Origin of the sequence: Actinomadura meridiana (assembly GCF_039537545.1) — a bacterium.
In the GTDB taxonomy this organism is placed as follows: domain Bacteria; phylum Actinomycetota; class Actinomycetes; order Streptosporangiales; family Streptosporangiaceae; genus Spirillospora; species Spirillospora meridiana.
Window position 1 is genome coordinate 271960 of the sequence record NZ_BAABAS010000026.1, and the last position, 16215, is coordinate 288174.

The 16215-nt window shown below is 69.8% G+C and carries 18 protein-coding genes; 13 read left to right on the plus strand and 5 right to left on the minus strand.

The features are described 5' to 3' along the window. Positions 1-114: 114 nt before the first annotated feature. The 6 genes from ligD to ABD808_RS33165 all read left to right on the plus strand — a co-directional run bounded on the left by ligD (position 115) and on the right by ABD808_RS33165 (position 4970). A complete protein-coding gene (ligD, locus tag ABD808_RS33140) occupies positions 115-1026 on the plus strand; it encodes a non-homologous end-joining DNA ligase (protein WP_344905529.1) in 912 nt (303 codons plus the stop codon). 48 nt (positions 1027-1074) lie between these two features. Beyond that, positions 1075-1266, plus strand: a complete 192-nt coding sequence (locus ABD808_RS33145; RefSeq protein WP_344905532.1) for a hypothetical protein — start codon at positions 1075-1077, stop codon at positions 1264-1266. A 189-nt stretch (positions 1267-1455) separates the two neighbouring features. Then, on the plus strand, positions 1456-2085 hold the full coding sequence (locus ABD808_RS33150) for a TetR/AcrR family transcriptional regulator (protein WP_344905535.1): 630 nt from the start codon (positions 1456-1458) through the stop codon (positions 2083-2085). Positions 2086-2177: 92 nt separating this feature from the next. Next, complete coding sequence (locus tag ABD808_RS33155; protein ID WP_344905538.1) at positions 2178-2402, plus strand: DUF3107 domain-containing protein; 225 nt, start codon at positions 2178-2180, stop codon at positions 2400-2402. A 179-nt stretch (positions 2403-2581) separates the two neighbouring features. Next, positions 2582-2869: a GlsB/YeaQ/YmgE family stress response membrane protein gene (locus ABD808_RS33160; RefSeq protein WP_344905540.1), complete on the plus strand. Its 288-nt coding sequence runs from the start codon at positions 2582-2584 to the stop codon at positions 2867-2869. Between the two features lie 460 nt (positions 2870-3329). Beyond that, on the plus strand, positions 3330-4970 hold the full coding sequence (locus tag ABD808_RS33165) for a DEAD/DEAH box helicase (protein ID WP_344905543.1): 1641 nt from the start codon (positions 3330-3332) through the stop codon (positions 4968-4970). 97 nt (positions 4971-5067) lie between these two features. On the opposite strand, the gene ABD808_RS33170 is transcribed toward ABD808_RS33165, so the two are convergent. After that, positions 5068-5748 carry a glycerophosphodiester phosphodiesterase gene (locus ABD808_RS33170; RefSeq protein WP_344905546.1) on the minus strand — a complete coding sequence of 227 codons (681 nt, stop codon included), beginning with the start codon at positions 5746-5748 and terminating at the stop codon, positions 5068-5070. Positions 5749-5936: 188 nt separating this feature from the next. Between ABD808_RS33170 and ABD808_RS33175 the strand changes: the two genes are divergently transcribed. From ABD808_RS33175 to ABD808_RS33185, 3 genes are all read left to right on the plus strand, one after another. Continuing rightward, positions 5937-7196, plus strand: a complete 1260-nt coding sequence (locus ABD808_RS33175; RefSeq protein WP_344905549.1) for an RNA-guided endonuclease InsQ/TnpB family protein — start codon at positions 5937-5939, stop codon at positions 7194-7196. A gap of 104 nt (positions 7197-7300) precedes the next feature. Then, a complete protein-coding gene (locus tag ABD808_RS33180) occupies positions 7301-8179 on the plus strand; it encodes an alpha/beta fold hydrolase (protein WP_344905552.1) in 879 nt (292 codons plus the stop codon). 63 nt (positions 8180-8242) lie between these two features. Then, positions 8243-9079 carry a helix-turn-helix domain-containing protein gene (locus ABD808_RS33185; RefSeq protein ID WP_344905555.1) on the plus strand — a complete coding sequence of 279 codons (837 nt, stop codon included), beginning with the start codon at positions 8243-8245 and terminating at the stop codon, positions 9077-9079. 2 nt (positions 9080-9081) lie between these two features. Here ABD808_RS33185 and ABD808_RS33190 read toward each other — a convergent pair whose 3' ends face one another. Genes ABD808_RS33190 through ABD808_RS33200 form a run of 3 tightly spaced genes read right to left on the minus strand, consistent with a single transcriptional unit; the run spans position 9082 to position 11459 of the window. After that, on the minus strand, positions 9082-9861 hold the full coding sequence (locus ABD808_RS33190) for an ABC transporter permease (RefSeq protein ID WP_344905558.1): 780 nt from the start codon (positions 9859-9861) through the stop codon (positions 9082-9084). Further along, positions 9858-10796: an ATP-binding cassette domain-containing protein gene (locus ABD808_RS33195; protein WP_344905561.1), complete on the minus strand. Its 939-nt coding sequence runs from the start codon at positions 10794-10796 to the stop codon at positions 9858-9860. Before ABD808_RS33195 ends, ABD808_RS33190 begins: the two co-directional genes overlap by 4 nt. Positions 10797-10808: 12 nt before the next feature. Beyond that, positions 10809-11459, minus strand: coding sequence for a DUF4097 family beta strand repeat-containing protein (locus tag ABD808_RS33200; protein WP_344905564.1), 651 nt, complete (start codon positions 11457-11459; stop codon positions 10809-10811). A gap of 223 nt (positions 11460-11682) precedes the next feature. Between ABD808_RS33200 and ABD808_RS33205 the strand changes: the two genes are divergently transcribed. Continuing rightward, positions 11683-12408 carry a helix-turn-helix domain-containing protein gene (locus tag ABD808_RS33205; RefSeq protein WP_344905567.1) on the plus strand — a complete coding sequence of 242 codons (726 nt, stop codon included), beginning with the start codon at positions 11683-11685 and terminating at the stop codon, positions 12406-12408. Between the two features lie 16 nt (positions 12409-12424). Here the strand turns inward: ABD808_RS33205 and ABD808_RS33210 are convergent, their stop codons facing one another. Then, a complete protein-coding gene (locus ABD808_RS33210) occupies positions 12425-13240 on the minus strand; it encodes a S1 family peptidase (protein ID WP_344905570.1) in 816 nt (271 codons plus the stop codon). 202 nt (positions 13241-13442) lie between these two features. Between ABD808_RS33210 and ABD808_RS33215 the strand changes: the two genes are divergently transcribed. The 3 genes from ABD808_RS33215 to ABD808_RS38715 are packed head-to-tail and all read left to right on the plus strand — an operon-like array spanning position 13443 to position 16214. Further along, entirely contained in the window at positions 13443-13847 is a 405-nt protein-coding gene (locus ABD808_RS33215; RefSeq protein WP_344905573.1) for a hypothetical protein, read from the plus strand. Then, positions 13844-15577, plus strand: a complete 1734-nt coding sequence (locus tag ABD808_RS33220; RefSeq protein ID WP_344905576.1) for a hypothetical protein — start codon at positions 13844-13846, stop codon at positions 15575-15577. Before ABD808_RS33215 ends, ABD808_RS33220 begins: the two co-directional genes overlap by 4 nt. A gap of 31 nt (positions 15578-15608) precedes the next feature. Next, on the plus strand, positions 15609-16214 hold the full coding sequence (locus tag ABD808_RS38715; protein ID WP_425549009.1) for a tetratricopeptide repeat protein: 606 nt from the start codon (positions 15609-15611) through the stop codon (positions 16212-16214). Position 16215: the final 1 nt, after the last annotated feature.

The following is a 16215-nucleotide window of genomic DNA, read 5'->3' on the forward strand; positions in this document are numbered from 1 at the left end:
GGGGTCTGGGGGTCGCCCCCCAGAAAGGCAGAGTCCGATGACCGCAGCGAAGCGAGGATCTTCGGGTCTCCCCTCCGGGGGTCTGGGGGTCGCCCCCCAGGAGGGTAGGGCCCGATGAGCAGCGGACGGACGAATGTGGAGGTTGAGGGGCGGCGGTTGTCGTTGTCGAACCTCGACAAGAACATGTATCCGGAGTTCACCAAGGGTGAGGTGATCGACTACTACGCGCGGGTCGCGGCGGTGATGCTGCCGCATCTGAAGGATCGGGCGGCGACGCGCATTCGGTGGCCGGACAGCGTGGACGGGGCCAAGTTCTTCGAGAAGAACGCGCCGTCCCATACGCCGGGTTGGGTGCGGACCGCGACGATTCCGACGCCCGGCAGCTCCACGGGGCGCGACACGCTCGACTTCGTCGTCGTCGACGATCTGCCGACGCTCGTGTGGTGCGCCAACCTCGCGGCGCTGGAACTGCACGTCCCGCAGTGGAAGGTCGGGCCGCGCGGCAAGGTGCACGCACCCGACCTGATCGTCTTCGACCTCGACCCGGGCGCCCCGGCGACGATCACAGAGGCGTGCGAGGTGGCGCACCTGCTGCGCGACCTGCTCGCCGAGGACGGCCTGGAGACGTACCCGAAGACGAGCGGCAAGAAGGGCCTGCACCTGTACGTGCCGATCAAGGAGCCGACGCAGGCGGAGCGGACGTCCGAGTACGCCATGGCCGCCGCGCAACGCCTCGCGGAGGAGCATCCCCGTCTCGTCGTGGCGAAGATGGACAAACGGCTGCGCAAGGGCAAGGTCTTCGTCGACTGGAGCCAGAACAACCCGGCCAAGACGACCGTCGCCCCCTACTCGCTGCGCGCGGCCAACCGCCCGTCGGTCTCGACGCCCGTCACCTGGGACGAGCTCGGGTCCTGCGAGGACGCCGCCGACCTGACCTTCACGCCCGCCGAACTCCTGGACCGCGTCGACGAGCACGGCGACCTCCTCGAACCTCTCCTCAAGGAGGGCCACGAGCTCCCGGCATAGACCCGCGCGCCGCCGGGTACGAGACGCGGGCGCCTGAGGAGGATCGTGATGACCGAGACCGACGACCGTGAACCGCCGGAGCGGGACGAGGAGGCGAACGAGGCCGACGCCGCCGAACAGCGCGCCGCGATCGAGGAGGAGCCGCCGGAGTCGTCCGGACGGCTCCCCGACGACGCCGACGAGGCGGACGTGGCCGAGCAGCGCCGCGAGGTCCGGCTCGACGAGGACGACTACCGCTGACGGGACGTCCACCGAAGATCGGAACCGACCCGTTCGGCGGCCCCGCCGGAAATACACTGACCTGCGCGAAAGAACGCCCGCGGCCACCGTTCCGTGACCAACGGAGTTACTCGCGCGTAGGATGAGGGGACTGTCCCCGCGCGGCGGAACGACCCGCACCGCCGCGCCGATGGCTGAACGGAGAGTGCGGTGACCGCGACCCCGGACGCACGCCCACGCGGCACGAGGCTGCCGCGGCTGGCGCGCCGCAGGCAACTGCTCGGCGCTGCCCAGGAGGTGTTCGTCGCGCAGGGGTACCACGCCGCCGCGATGGACGAGATCGCCGAACGCGCCGGTGTCAGCAAACCCGTGCTCTATCAGCACTTCCCGGGCAAGCTCGAGCTGTATCTGGCGCTGCTGGACGAGCACGCCGAGGCCCTGGTGAAGATCGTCCGGGAGGCGCTCGCGTCCACCACGGACAACAAGCTCCGGGTGCAGGCGAGCATCCGCGCCTTCTACGACTTCGTGGCGGGCGAGGGCGAGGCGTACCGGCTGGTGTTCGAGTCCGACCTGCGCAACGTGGCGCCCGTCCGGGCCCGCGTCGACCGCGCCAACCAGCAGTGCGCCGAGATGATCGCCCAGGTCATCGCCGAGGACACCGACGCCCCGAGCGACGAGGCGCACCTACTCGGCATGGGCCTGGTCGGCATGGCCGAGGTCAGCGCCCGCTACTGGCTGTCCCAGCACCGCGCCATCCCCAAGGACACCGCCGAGAAGATCATCGCCCGGCTGGCCTGGCGCGGCATCTCCGGCTTCCCCCGCACGGGCGACCCGCTCTAGGCGGGCCCGGCGGCGCGCGGGGCGGTCCGCGTGCGACGATCAGCAGGGGCCCGCCGACGGTCGGCGGACCGCCGCGACGACGGGAGCACAGCGTGCAGGTTCACATCGGCGTGCGGAACATCGCGAAGGAACTCGTGGTCGACACCCGGCAGACGGCCGACGAGGTGCAGGCCGCGCTGGCGGACGCGCTCGCCGGGCCGCGCGGGGTGTTCGTCCTCCAGGACCGCCGCTCCGGACGGGTCGTCATCCCCGCCGAGCACGTCGGCTACCTGGAGATCTCCGAGGACGAGCAGCGCAGCGTCGGCTTCGGCTCCTGACCCGCCGTTCGCGACCCGACGTTTCCCCCGACCCGCCGTACCCGACCGGCCGCTCCTGACCCGTCGTACCCTGCGCCGATCGTTCTCGACCACCGCTTGACCTGCGCTTTGTTTGTTTCTGGCACGGGGGGCACAACGATCTTCGACCATGGGCCGCGCGCCCAACGGAAGAAGAATGGATGATCGACATGCTCACGACGATCCTCTGGTTCATCGTCGTCGGTGCCATCATCGGAGCCCTGGCACGGCTGCTCGTCCCCGGACGCAACCCGATCGGCGTCCTGCTCACGGTGCTCGTCGGGGTCGGCGGGTCCATCGGCGGCGGCGTCATCGCGGACGCGCTCGGCGCGGGCACCCTCATCGCCTTCGTGTTCGCGGTGCTGATCGCCGCGCTCGGCGTCGCCGCACTCACCTCCGCCAACACCGGAGGCCACGGCCGCTGGCGCCGCCGTCGCAGGAGTTTCTGAGGCACACCACCCGATGCACACCCTTGAAAGAACAACATCTGACACATCGTCTGACATCAGGCGTCTTCTGGCATAGGGTGCGAATTACCCCCAAGCCCCCGGAGCCTGCGCAATCTCCGGAGAGGGAAGGCCCCCGCACCACGCGGGGGCCTTCCCATCGGGGACGACAGGACTGTCCGGATGTGGCCGCCGCGTCCCCCACCCTGACACTGCCCCGACCGGTGCCCCGCGCGGATACCGCCCCGCCAGTACGTGCTGGCGGGCAAGGTTCGGAATAGAACGAACCAGACGAACGTTGACTCCAGTGATCGGCTATTGGTGTATGCAATCAACGGTCGGTACACTGCGTCGCGGAGTGTGACCGCACGCAGCCACTGTGAGTGACTGCTTTCAACCCCTGACTGCGGTCGCCGAGAGATTTTGAGCAACGGCTGGTCCCTCCCGCGCGAGCGCGCGGCCGATGGAACGATCGGCGGGCACGCCCGTACGGCTGAAACCGTGCGCTGGGCGCCCTTCGCCGGGCCGCGGCGCACCCGGGAGCGGAGACCCCGCATATTGGAGGCTGAAAGCCCTGACTACCTTTCGTGAACTCGGGGTCGTCCCCGAGATAGCAGATGCCCTCGCAGCAGAGGGCATCGTCGAAGCGTTCCCCATCCAAGAGCTCGCCCTGCCGATCGCGCTGGGCGGCCACGACATCATCGGCCAGGCCCGTACGGGCACCGGCAAGACCCTCGCGTTCGGCGCCGCGCTGCTCCAGCGCATCGAGCACGGCGGCCGCGCGCCTCGCGCGCTCGTCGTCGCGCCGACCCGTGAACTGGCCCTCCAGGTCACCGACGACCTGCTCGTGGCGGGCGGCAAGCTCGGCACGCGCGTGCTGTCGGTGTACGGCGGCCGCGCCTACGAGCCGCAGATCAACGCGCTGCGCGGCGGCGTCGAGGTCGTCGTCGGCACGCCGGGGCGGCTGCTCGACCTGGTCAAGCAGAAGCACCTCGACCTGTCCGAGGTCGAGATCCTGGTGCTGGACGAGGCCGACCGCATGCTCGACCTCGGGTTCCTGCCCGACATCGAGCGGATCGTCGAGCGGATCCCGGCGCAGCGGCAGACGATGCTGTTCTCCGCGACCATGCCGGGCGAGATCGTCGCGCTGTCGCGCCGGTACCTGACCCGTCCCACCAACGTGCGGGCCGAGTCGCACAGCGAGTCGGACGCGACGCCGCAGGTCGTCCAGCACGTCTTCCAGGCCCACCAGATGGACAAGCCGGAGATGCTCGCCCGCCTGCTCCAGGCGGAGAGCCGCGGCCTGACCATGGTGTTCTGCCAGACGAAGCGGGCCTGCGACCGGGTCGCCGCCGACCTGGCGACGCGCGGTTTCGACGCCGCCGCCGTGCACGGCGACCTCGGGCAGAGCCAGCGGGAGCGGGCGCTGCGCGCGTTCCGCAACGGCAAGATCGGTGTGCTGGTCGCCACCGATGTCGCCGCCCGCGGTCTCGACGTCGACGACGTCACCCATGTCGTCAACTACGAGTGCCCCGACAGCGCCGACACCTATGTGCACCGCATCGGCCGCACCGGCCGCGCGGGCAAGGAGGGCGTCTCCGTCACGTTCGTCGACTGGTCCGACCTCACCCGGTGGAAGCTGATCAACGGCACGCTCGATCTGCCGTTCGCCAACCCGGAGGAGACCTACTCCACGTCCCCGCACTTCTTCGAGACGCTCGGCATCCCCGCCGGGACGAAGGGCCGCCTGCCCGTCGACCAGCGGCACGGGCGCGCCGGGCTTGACGCGGAGGAGCTGGAGGACATCGGCGAGACCGGCAAGGTCCGCAGCCAGGGCCAGGGCCATAGCCGTGACCGGGAGCACGACCGGGAGCGTCCGCGGCCCCGCCGCCGCAAGCGCAACCGGACCCGCACCCGCGCCGGTCAGCCGGTGGAGGCGACCGCCGCGCAACCCGAGAAGACCGCCCCGGCGGACGACAACGTCGTCGACGCCGTCGCGACCGAGCGCAAGCGCAGCCGGAGCAGGCGCCGCACCCGCTCGGGCAAGGCGACCGGCACCCCGCCCGCGGCCGCGGGCGACACCGCCGAGTCGCAGACCGCCTGAGAACGACCGTCTGAGAGCCGACCGTCTGAGAGCCGACCGCGAGACTCCCGCCCGTCTCGCGGTGGCCGCGGTCTATCCCGTCTTCGCCCCGCTCGCCTTATCCGTCGCGCAGTTTCAACGCGATCGTCGGGTGGTCCGTGACGAGGACGGCGACGCGCGGGTCGTCCAGAAAACGCTGCATGACGGGTTCGGCGTTGACCGTCCACACCATGGCGGGGATCCCGGCGCGGCCGCACTGCCGTAGCACGCCCACGCGGGCGAGCCGGTGGTTGACGGCGACCATGTCGGCCCCCGCCTTGCGGATCAGGCGCAGCGGCGCGAAGTCGTGCGCGGCGCCCCGCTCCCACAGGTTGCGGCCGACCGACAGCGCCGTCCGCACGCCGGGAAAGCTCTTCTTGATCTCCACCAGGGAGAGCACCTCCCGGGTGGTGACGACGAACCCGTCGCGGCCGAACGCCTCCACCGCCAGCGCCACCGTCTCGTGCTCGCAGCCGCGTTCCTTGAGGTCGAGGTGGCCCATCGCCCGGCCCGCGATGATCTGCATGGCCTCGCTGACCAGCGGGACGGGACGCGGCGACAGCTCCTGCGCCCGCGCGTAGGTGAGCCGTTTCAACGGCAGCCCGGCGAGGACGGGATCGTGGTGGACGACGAGCCGCCCGTCCCCCGTCCGCCGGATGTCGATCTCCACGTACTCGGCCCCGGACTCGACGGCCTCGCCGAGGCCGGTCAGGCCCGCTTCGTCGCGGCGATGCGCGGAGACGGCAGGCTTTCTACGCACCCTGCGACGCTATCACCGGCGGATTTCCCCCATGGGCCTGCGGGGGGAGGTATTGACCTGACGTTCTTGGGCGCAAGGCCGGTCCTTCAGGGCCGGGTCAGCCCATTTGTTGGGTTGTTGAGGTGATGCCGGACACCGTGGGATGACCTTGAGTGATTTGGTCGTACCGCACCGTTATGATGATGATCATGTCCCCCGCCCCCGTGGACCCGGCCTCCCCTGAACAGGAGAAAGAACCGGGGTCGGCCCGGTTCACCTACCGGGCGCGTCTGTCGGCCACGGCCGAACGGCTGCTGCTGGCCGAATGGGACCGGGACCGGTGGGTGTGGAACATGTGTGTGGAGACCTCCAAGAAGGGCCACGCGCACAACCGGGCGCATCCCGGGAACAAGCAGACGTGTGGCCCGGCCCGGCTGTGCCGGGAACTGGCCCGGTGGCGGGCCGAACACGCCTGGTTGCGCCGGGGGTCGAGCGTGCCGCAGCAACAGATCATCCGGGACTTCGCCACATCCCGCGCTAAGGCGCTCAAGGACATCAAGGACCGGATCCCCATGCGCAAGCGGGCGGGGATGCCGAAGTTCAAGGCCAAGGGCCGGGCCCGGCCGTCGCTGAACTACAACCGGCAGGGATTCCGGCTCAAAACAGACGACCAAGGCCGCACGAGGGTGCATCTGGCGGGCGGGATCGTGGTTCGGCCGGTGTGGTCGCGGGCCCTCCCTGCCGACCCTTCGAGCGTGCGGGTCTACCAGGACTCGCTCGGGCACTGGTACCTCTCGTTCGTTGTTCCCACCCAGGTCCGGGAGCTGCCCGAGACCGGCGCGGTGATCGGGGTCGACTGGGGGGTGTCCGAGGTCGCCACCACCACCAGCGACGCCCATGATCTGCCGCATCCCGAGTTCGGTAAGAAGGCCGCCGACCGGCTGGCCCGGTATCAGCGGCAGATGGCCCGGCGCCGCGCCCCGAAGGGCAAGAAGGCCACCAAGGGCTATCTGAACGCCAAACACCACGCCGCCAAGGCACACCGCAAGGTCGCCCGGCAACGTCAGGACCACGCCCGCAAATGGGCCAAGAACGTGATGGTCAACCACGACCGGATCGCGGTCGAGGACTTCAAGCCGAAGTTCCTGGCGACAACGACGATGGCGCGCAAGGCCGCGGACGCGGCGATCGGCGCGACCAAGGCCGCCCTGATCGAGATGGGCCGCAAACACGGCCGGGACATCCGGCTCACGCATCCCGCATACACCACGATGGACTGCGCGGCATGCGGCGCGAGAACCAAGCACCGCCTACCGCTCGGAGAACGCACCTACACCTGCATCGTATGCGGAGTGTCCCGGCCCAGGGACAAGAACTCGGCGCATGTGATGCTGGTCAGGGCCGGTTTCGTCCCTGCTACCGCTGATCGCACAGGACCCGCTCGTCCGCCGGACGAGAAGGCAGCGTGAGGTAGAAATCTCCACACAGCACGACCCGAGAAGGGCAGGCACCCGGAACCCACCCGGGAATCCCCTCCCCGCAGGGAGGGGAGGATTCAATAGGGTGGACACCTGTGAGTACGCCCCGGTTCCTGAAGCTGCCTCCCGGCGTTCGCCGGACCGCCGTCGCGACCTCCCGCGGCTCGTTCGCCGCCCTGGAGGCCCTCCCGGGCTCAGGCGTCCCCGAACGCCGCCCCGCGCTCCTGGTACCGGGTTTCACCGGCTCCAAGGAGGACTTCCTCGGTGTCCTACAGACGCTCGCCGCGTCCGGCCGCCGTGTCGTGTCGATCGACATGCGCGGCCAGTACGAGTCGAGCGGGCCTGACGACGAGTCCGCCTACACGCGGGCGGCGCTCGGCGAGGATCTCATCGCCCTGCTGGACGCCCTCGGCCCCGAACCCGTCCATCTGGCCGCGCACTCGTTCGGCGGGCTGGTGAGCCAGGAGGCGGTGCTCGTCGACCTGGTCCCTCCGGCGTCGCTGACGTTGATGAGTTCGGGCCCGTCGGCGGTCGGCGGCCAGGCCGCTGGTAAAGCGCAGGCGCTGCGGGACGCCATCCCGCAGCTCGGCATGCCCGCGATCTGGGAGATCGCCCTGGAGCCCGACTACTCCAAACGCGGCCTGGAGCCCGAGATCGTCGAGTTCATCAAGGCCCGCACGCTGGGCAACTCCGAGACGGGCCTGGTCTGCATGGCGAAGGAGATCCTCACCGCCCCGGACCGCGTCGACGACCTCGCCAAGCACTGCGCCGACACGGGCCTGCGCACCCTCGTCATCTACGGGGAGGACGACGACGTGTGGGAGCCGTCCGCCCAGGCGTCGATGGCGGAGCGCCTCAACGCCGCGAAGGTCGTCATCCCCGGCGCCGCGCACTCCCCCGCCTGGGACGCGCCCGAGACCACCGCGATGGCGCTGACCTCGTTCTGGAACAAGTGCGAGAACCCCGCTCGCTGATGTGAATACGGTCGGCTACCGGAAGACCGCGCACCGGAGCCGAATCCGTCCTAGGGTGGGCTTATGCCGGTGGATTACCGAGCCCCGAACATCAACGCGCGGAGTCTGGGGCAACAGCTGCGGAAGATCCGGGAAATCCTCGACCTGTCGTACACCGACGCGGCGTCCCTCCTCGGCCGCGACGCCGACTGGCTGGCCCGCGTCGAGACGGGCTTCGGCCAGGTGAGCCCCGACCAGGTCGGCGAGATCCTGGACGCCTACGGCGCGCCGCTGCGGGTCCGCGACTTCCTGGTCGACCTGGCGACCCGTCCGGACGGCCCGCCGTGGCTCGCGCGGCATGTCGGCAGGCTGAAGGCGCTGGTCCGCGACATCTACACCGTCGAGTCGGAGTCCGCGCTCGTGCACACCTTCGGCATCGTGCGGATGCCGGAGCTCGTCCGCTGCGAGGCGTACGCGCGGCTGATCTTCGAGCACCACATCCCCGAGGTCGACGTCGACGAGGAGTGGGATCTGCTCCGCGAGCGCCAGCGGCACCGTCCCGGCGGCGAGCCCCGCACCTACGACGTGATCCTGGACGGCTACATGCTGGAGCATCACGGCGGCCCCGCCGACGTCATGCGCGCCCAGCTCGCCCACCTGCTCGACCTCGGCGACGACGGCCGGTCGACCGTCCGGGTGATTCCGATGTCCACCGGCGTACACGCGGGGCTCAACGGCTCGTTCGACGTCCTGGAGTTCCCCGGCATCACCGACCGGATCTCGATCGTCCACACCGCCCTCGGCATCGACGCCGCCCGCGCCGACCTGTGGGGCACCTGGAACGATCTCGAAGCGGTCACCCTCTCCCCCGCCGACTCCCGCACCCTTTTCGAAACCCACCGCGCCACCCTCGCCGAGTAGCGTCACGGCGTCGCCTTGTTGAAGGTGCGCTTGGCCCACAGGTAGGAGAGCACGGTGATCCCGGCGCACCAGGCGAGGGCGATGGCGGCGCTGTTCCCGATCGAGCTGCCGAGCAGCAGCCCCCGGACGGTCTCCATGATCGGGGTGAACGGCTGGTAGTCGGCGAACCAGCGCAACACGGTGGGCATGGAGTCGGTGGGGACGAACCCGCTGCCGAGGAACGGCAGCAGGATCAGCGGCATCGGGGCGTTGCTCGCGGCCTCCGGCGTCGACGACTTCAGACCGAGGGCGACCGACAGCCAGGTGATCGCCACGGCGAAGAAGGTGAGCGTCCCGGCGGCGGCCAGCCATTCGACGACGGTGGCGTTCGGCCGGAACCCGATCGCCAGCGCGATGCCGATCAGCACGGCCATGCCGAGCAACTGCTGCACGACGCTTCCGACGACATGCCCGGTCAGGACGGACGCACGCCAGATCCGCATGGTGCGGAACCGGGCGATGATCCCCTCGGTCATGTCGGTGGCGACCATGACGGCCGTCCCGGTCGCGGCGGTGGAGGCCGCCATGAGCAGGATGCCCGGGACGACGTAGTCGACGTAGGCGTCGCGTCCGCCGCCGATCCCGGCGCCGAGGGTGCCGCCGAGGACGTAGACGAACAGCAGCAGGACGATCACGGGCGTGACGACGAGCTGCACGGTCATGGACGGGTAGCGAACCAGGCGCTTCAGCTGGCGCCTGATCATGGTGGACGAGTCGCGCATGGCGAGGGCGACGGTGCTCATCGGGTGACCTCCTTCAGCGGTCCGGTGAGGGTGAGGAAGACGTCGTCGAGGTCGGGCATGTGGACGCTCATGTCGGCGACGTCGATCGAGTGCGCGTCCAAGCGGACGAGCAGTTCGCGGATCTCGCGGACGCCGCCCCCGCTCGGCACCTGGAGGGTGAGCGCCTCGGGGTCGGCGATCCCGGTGCCGAGGAGGTCGCGGGCGGCGTCGAGCAGCCGCGTGTCGGTGAAGGTCAGCTCGATGTGGCCGCCGGGGATGCGCCGTTTCAACTCGTCCGGGGTGCCCTCGGCGATGAGCCGCCCGTGGTCGAGCAGGGCGATGCGGTCGGCGAGTTCGTCGGCCTCGTCCAGATACTGGGTGGTGAGGAAGATCGTGACGCCGCCGGTGACGAGTTCGCGGACGATCTGCCACATGGCGCGGCGGCTGCGCGGATCGAGGCCGGTGGTGGGTTCGTCCAGGAAGATCAGGCGGGGGTCGCCGACGAGGGTCATCGCCAGGTCGAGCCGTCGCCGCATCCCGCCGGAGTAGTTCGCGGCCGGTTTGCGCGCCGCGTCGACCAGGTCGAAACGGTCGAGCAGTTCGGCCGCCCTGCGCCTGCCGTCCTTGCGGGACAGGTGCTTCAGGTCGGCCATGAGGAGCAGGTTCTCCTCGCCGGTGAGCAGCTTGTCGACGGCCGAGTACTGCCCGGTGACACCGATCGCGCCGCGCACGTCGTCCGGCTCACGGGCCAGGTCGTGCCCGGCGACCTGGACGGTTCCGCCGTCAGCGGCGATCAGCGTGGACAGGATCTGGACGGTGGTGGTCTTCCCGGCGCCGTTGGGCCCGAGCAGGGAGAAGACGGTTCCTTCGGGGACGGCGAGGTCGACGCCGTCCAGGACGACCTTGTCGCCGTAGGACTTGCGCAGCCCGTCCGCCGCGATGGCCAGGGTGGTCATGGTGGTCGCTCCTCAGAGGCTGCGGGCGGCGATGTCGCCGTGGTCGGTGGTGGCGTGGACGTCGAGCCCGGCGGTCCCGTCGTTCTTGAGGGCGTTGCTGACGCGGCCGTGCCCGGTCCCGGCGTCCAGGGACGCCGAGACGCCGGTGGCGGCGCCGACCGAGATGTCACCGGACCGGGTGCGGAGCACGACCTTTCCGCGCGTGGCCTCCGCGATCCGGATGTCGCCCCGCTGGGTGCTGATCTCCGCGGGCCCGCCGAGTCGTCCGACCTCGACGTCGCCGTCGCTGGCGGTGAGGCGGAGGGTCGCGGCGTCGTCCACGCTGATGTTCCGGTACGCCCCGTCGAAGGCGACGTCACCGAGACGCCCGACGGCCCGGAACTCGGTGGCGGCGGCCTTGGCCTCAACGTTGGAACCGGCGGGCAACTGAACCGTCACCTCAACGGACCCGGACCGTCCGGTCGACGGAGCCTCGATCCGCAGGACGCCGCCGCGGTACTCGACCTCGGTCTGCTGCGCCGCCCTCACGTCGCGGCCCTTCGAGGCGTCCGCGGGCCGAACCTCGACCACGGTGTCGGCCCGGTCGGCGCCGACGATCCGAACCCGTCCGGCGGGGACGGCCAGGACGGTCGAGATCGGGGTGGGGGTGTCGAACGTGTGCATCGCGCTCTCCTGCGACTCGTTGTTTCCGATGACAGAAACGCTACGTTGCGTTCCAAAATCCTGCAACATATTCGTTGCATTAAGAACGCATCATCACAGGTGAGAGCTAGATAATCATTGCAATGAACATCAAGACAACGCAACGACAGCCGTTCCCGATCGTTGCAATGTGGAGGTGTGAACGCTATGGTGGGGCGGCAGGGAGTCGGTGGAGGAGGTCGCGATGCCGGGAGGCAGGCTCACCCAGCAGGAACGGCAGCAGATCGTGCTGGGGCTGGCCGACGGCCTCGCCTACGCGGAGATCGCCAGACGCATCGACCGTCCGACCTCGACGGTCACCCGCGAGGTGACGCGCAACGGCGGCCCCACCGCCTACCGGGCCGACCTGGCCCACCGCGCCACCGAAGGCCGCGCCCGCCGCCGCAGGCAGCCGTCCCCCCAGACCCGGGGGACGAGCCCGCAGTCCCACGGGCGCGATCCCGAGGCCATGCGCGAGTTCGAGGAGCTGTTCACGACCGTGCTGATGCGGTCGGGTCTGCCGAAGATGGCGGCCCGGGTCCTGGTCTGCCTCTACACCACCGACACGGCCAGCCTCACGGCGGCCGAACTCGTCCAGCGGCTCCAGGTCAGCCCGGCGTCCATCTCGAAGGCGATCACGTTTCTCGACCGGATGGCCCTCGTCCGCCGCGAACGCGACGAACGCCGCCGCGAACGCTACGCCGTCGACGGCGACCTCTGGTACCAGGCGATGATCCGCAGCGTCCAGGACAACACGACGTTCGCCCAGACCGCGCGGCAGGGCGTCGACGTCCTCGGCCCCGGCACCCCGGCCGCCGCCCGCATGGAGGAGGCCGCCCGCTTCCTCGACTATGTCACCGCGAGCCTCACCCGCGCAGCCGAAGAGGCACGCGAGGCCCTCGGGGTCTCCCCCAAGGGCCTCGCGCAGTAGCTCGCGTACCGCCTCGCTACGCGGCGGAGATCACGCTCTCGATCCAGTCCTTGTGCACGGTCACGTCGGTGTAGATGCCCAGCCCCGTGGTGCAGTCGACATCGTGAGGGTCGGTCCGGACCTCGACGCGGCTGAACGCGCCGTCCAGCCGCCAGCCGTCCGCGGTCCGCCGGATGAGCGGCCCACCGGAGTCACCGATGCACGCCCCCGCCTTGGTGTCCGGATTACCGGTGCACAGCTCGTGGTCGGCCTCCATGGGCAACGTCACGCTCACGCACTCCCCGGAGTCGCGAACCGCCGAGTCGAGCTGCCGCAGCATCGTCGGCCTACCCCCGGCGCAGCCGAAGAAGATGTCGGAGGGCGCCGTGCACCCCCAGCCGAGCATCCGGACCGGGGCACCGGCAGACTGCCGGACGTCCATCGGAATCGGCGTGTTGGAGACCGGCGCGTCGAGTTGGACGAGCGCGATGTCGAAGTGCCCCGGATTGCCCTCGGGATTCAGAACGATCCGCTTCGCGCCCCGGACACTCCCGCCTTCCCCTCTGTTGAGGCTCCCGATGCGGAGTCGGACGTCCTCGGGCTTCGTACCGGCGTCCAGGCAGTGGAGCGCGGTGACGACCCATTCGGCGGCGATCAGGCTGCCACCGCAGAAATGCCCGTCCGGCTCCTTCTGCAACGACACCATGAACGAATACGGTTCGGTCGCCTCCTCTCCACCAATGATCATGGTGGAGACGTCCGGCTCAGGCTCGGCCACCGCACTCGGCGTGCCGAGCCCGAGACACAGCAGCGCCGCGCCGAAAGCGACCAGCGCAAAACGAAGATTGCGCACGATGAATGTCCTCCCGTCGATGATCTTGCGATCTCGACGCTAGGCGTCCGGGGCCCGCCGAAACGATCCAGCCACCACGCCAACCCCGGTACGGCAGCCTGTACCCGCGCGTCCGAATCCGGCCTGGGTCCGTGCGGCGGGCCAGGACGTCTGACCGGTGGAAGTGTGCGCCAATGGATTCCTGACCACGAGGAGGCGGCCGGTGACCGGAATCGAGTTAGCGGCAGGAGCGGCGGTCGGCTACCTGGTGCGAAAACTGCGCCGAGTAGGCAACCAGGCAAACGCGGAAGTGGACCGAGCACTGGAGGCCGGAATGGACGCGATACACGACCTGGTGACCGTCCGACTCGGCCCCGACCCGGCCCTCGCCACGCTCACCGAACAGGTCCCGACCGGCCTGGTGAACGACCGCACACTACGCCGAGTCACAGACGCGGTAACCGACGCGGCCGAGGCCGACCCCGCTTTCGCCGAACGCCTGAAACAACTCGTGGACGACCTCCAGAAGCACGAGGGCGGCGTGACCAACGTGACCCAACAGGCCAAGGCGTCCGGCCACGGCCGCGTCTACCAGGCCGGACGGGACCAAACAATCAACGAACAATGACCAGCCGCATAAACCAGCACGCAACGGCATCAGGCTTCGCCCGGATCTTCCAGTCCGCCGGAAACATGACGGTCTACGAGGCCACGAACCCCTACCGCCTAGCAACCTGGCCCACTCACGGCACCGAGACGCAGCCGAACGCGAAGGTGTGGGAGCAGCCAAGCGTCCTGCTGCGCGCGTCCAACGCCCTGGTCCACTTCGCAGGCCGCACGGACGAACAGGAGCGCCTGAAAGAATGGCGGGACGCCCCCGCGCCATTGGCGGTTCGGGTCATGCACGGCCCGGGTGGTCAGGGCAAGACCCGGCTGGCCGGGCATCTGGCCCACGAGTGGGCGGCCGAGGGATGGGTGGTGATCGGCGCCTACCATCACCGCGACCGCCAAGGCCCCGACCTTTTCGCAGCCCCAAACCTGGAAGGCGCGGCTGGTGTGCTGGTGGTCGTGGACTACGCCGAACGGTGGGACACCGCCGACCTGCTGGCCCTGTTGAGCGACACGACCACCGGCGCCGGGGCGAGGCTCTCGGTCCGTGTGCTTCTGCTGTCCAGACCGGCCGGTACCTGGTGGCAGACCTTGAGCCACCGCATCAAACGCGACCTCGACCTGACCGCGACCCGGGTCGAACTGGGCCCGTTGGAGAACGACTCGGCGGTGACCCGGGCCGGCCTGTTCAGCACGGCTCGCGACCGGTTCGCCGACCTCTTGGAAGTACCGTCCGCCAGGGAGATCGCGCCGCCGGAGACACTGACCGACCACGCCGACTTCCGGCTGGTGCTGGCCGTGCACATGGCCGCGTTGGCCGCTGTTCTGGGCCACGGCCGTTCCGAAGGCCCACCCTCTGATCCGGTCGAGGTGTCGGCATACCTACTGGGCCGCGAACGCGCCCACTGGCAGGACCTGCACACCCGCGGCGAGGCCCCGCTGGCGACCACTCCCGACGCAATGGGCCAGGTCGTGTACACGGCCACCCTGACCGGAGCACTCGGCCGCGCCGACGCGACCGAGGCCCTGGAACACGCCGCCGTGGAATCCCGCGAACACCCCGGTCAACTCCTTAAGGACCACGCGGTGTGCTACCCGCCCGCGCCCGTCGACGGAACCGCCCAGCACACCTCCACTGTCTTGGAACCGCTGTACCCGGACCGGCTCGGGGAGGACTACCTCGCCCTGCTCACCGCTGGCCACGCCCACGACTTCCCCTGCGACGAGTGGGCCGACGACGCTCCCGCACGGCTCCTGGCCTCCAGAGACGCACCGCCACCGGCATGGGCGCGACACGTCCTCACCACCCTGATCGAGGCTGCGGCTCGCTGGCCGCACGTGGCCGAGCGGCAGCTCTATCCACTGCTGAGGGCTCGTCCAGCCCTGGCCCTGGAAGCCGGAGGCGTCGCCCTGGCCGCTCTGGCGACCTTGGAGGACGTCGACCCGGCGCTGCTCGAGACCATCGACAGCCTGCTGCCCAAACGGCACATCGACCTGGACATCGCCGCCGCCGCCCTGGCCACCCGGCTCGTCGAGCATCGCCTGGACGCAGCCACCACCCCCGCCGAACGCGCTCGCATCCACGACAGGGCCGCCACGCGCCTGTACTACGCAGGCCAACGCGACCACGCCTTGACCCAAAACCATGAGGCCCTGCTCATCTGGCGGGAGCTGACGGACGAACCGGAGGGCGCGGCCCATCTTCCATACCTGGCCGCCCTCCCTAAGCAACTACGCGAGTCTGCTTAGCGAAGTAGGACGACCCGACGAAGCCATCCCCATCTCCGAACAAGCCCTCGACCTGCGCCGCGACCTCGCCGCCGGCTCCCCCATCGCCTTTCTCTCCCACCTGGCCGTCTCACTGAACAACCACGCGAGCCGACTGGCAGAGCTGGGACGACCCGACGAAGCATTTCCGATCTCCCAACAGGCCGTCGCCGCCTACCGCGACCTGGCGGCGGCCGACCCCGCCGTCCATCTCCCCAACCTGGCCGGCTCACTGAACAACCACGCCAAACGACTGATCCAGTTGAGGCGACTTCCCGAAGCTCTTCCCCTCACTCGACAGGCCCTCGACATCTTCCGCGACCTGGAAGTCGCCAGGCCCACCGCTTACACAGCTGCCTACACGCAGACTGCCGCCACACTGGGATACGGGCTAGTGCAGGCTGGCCTGTGGGAAGACGCGACCGCTGCTCTGGCAGAAGCCTGGACCGTCGGACGGGAACTACCGGAACATAACCGGAACATCCTCGGTCTGATCACGAGAATGCTGCGCCGCTGCCATGCGGAGGACGCTGCCGGGACGGCCTCGGCGTTCCGTGCGGTCACGGGTCTCGACGTCCCGGGCTGGATGAAGGAGCCGCCGTCGGGCCCTCCCGGCTGAG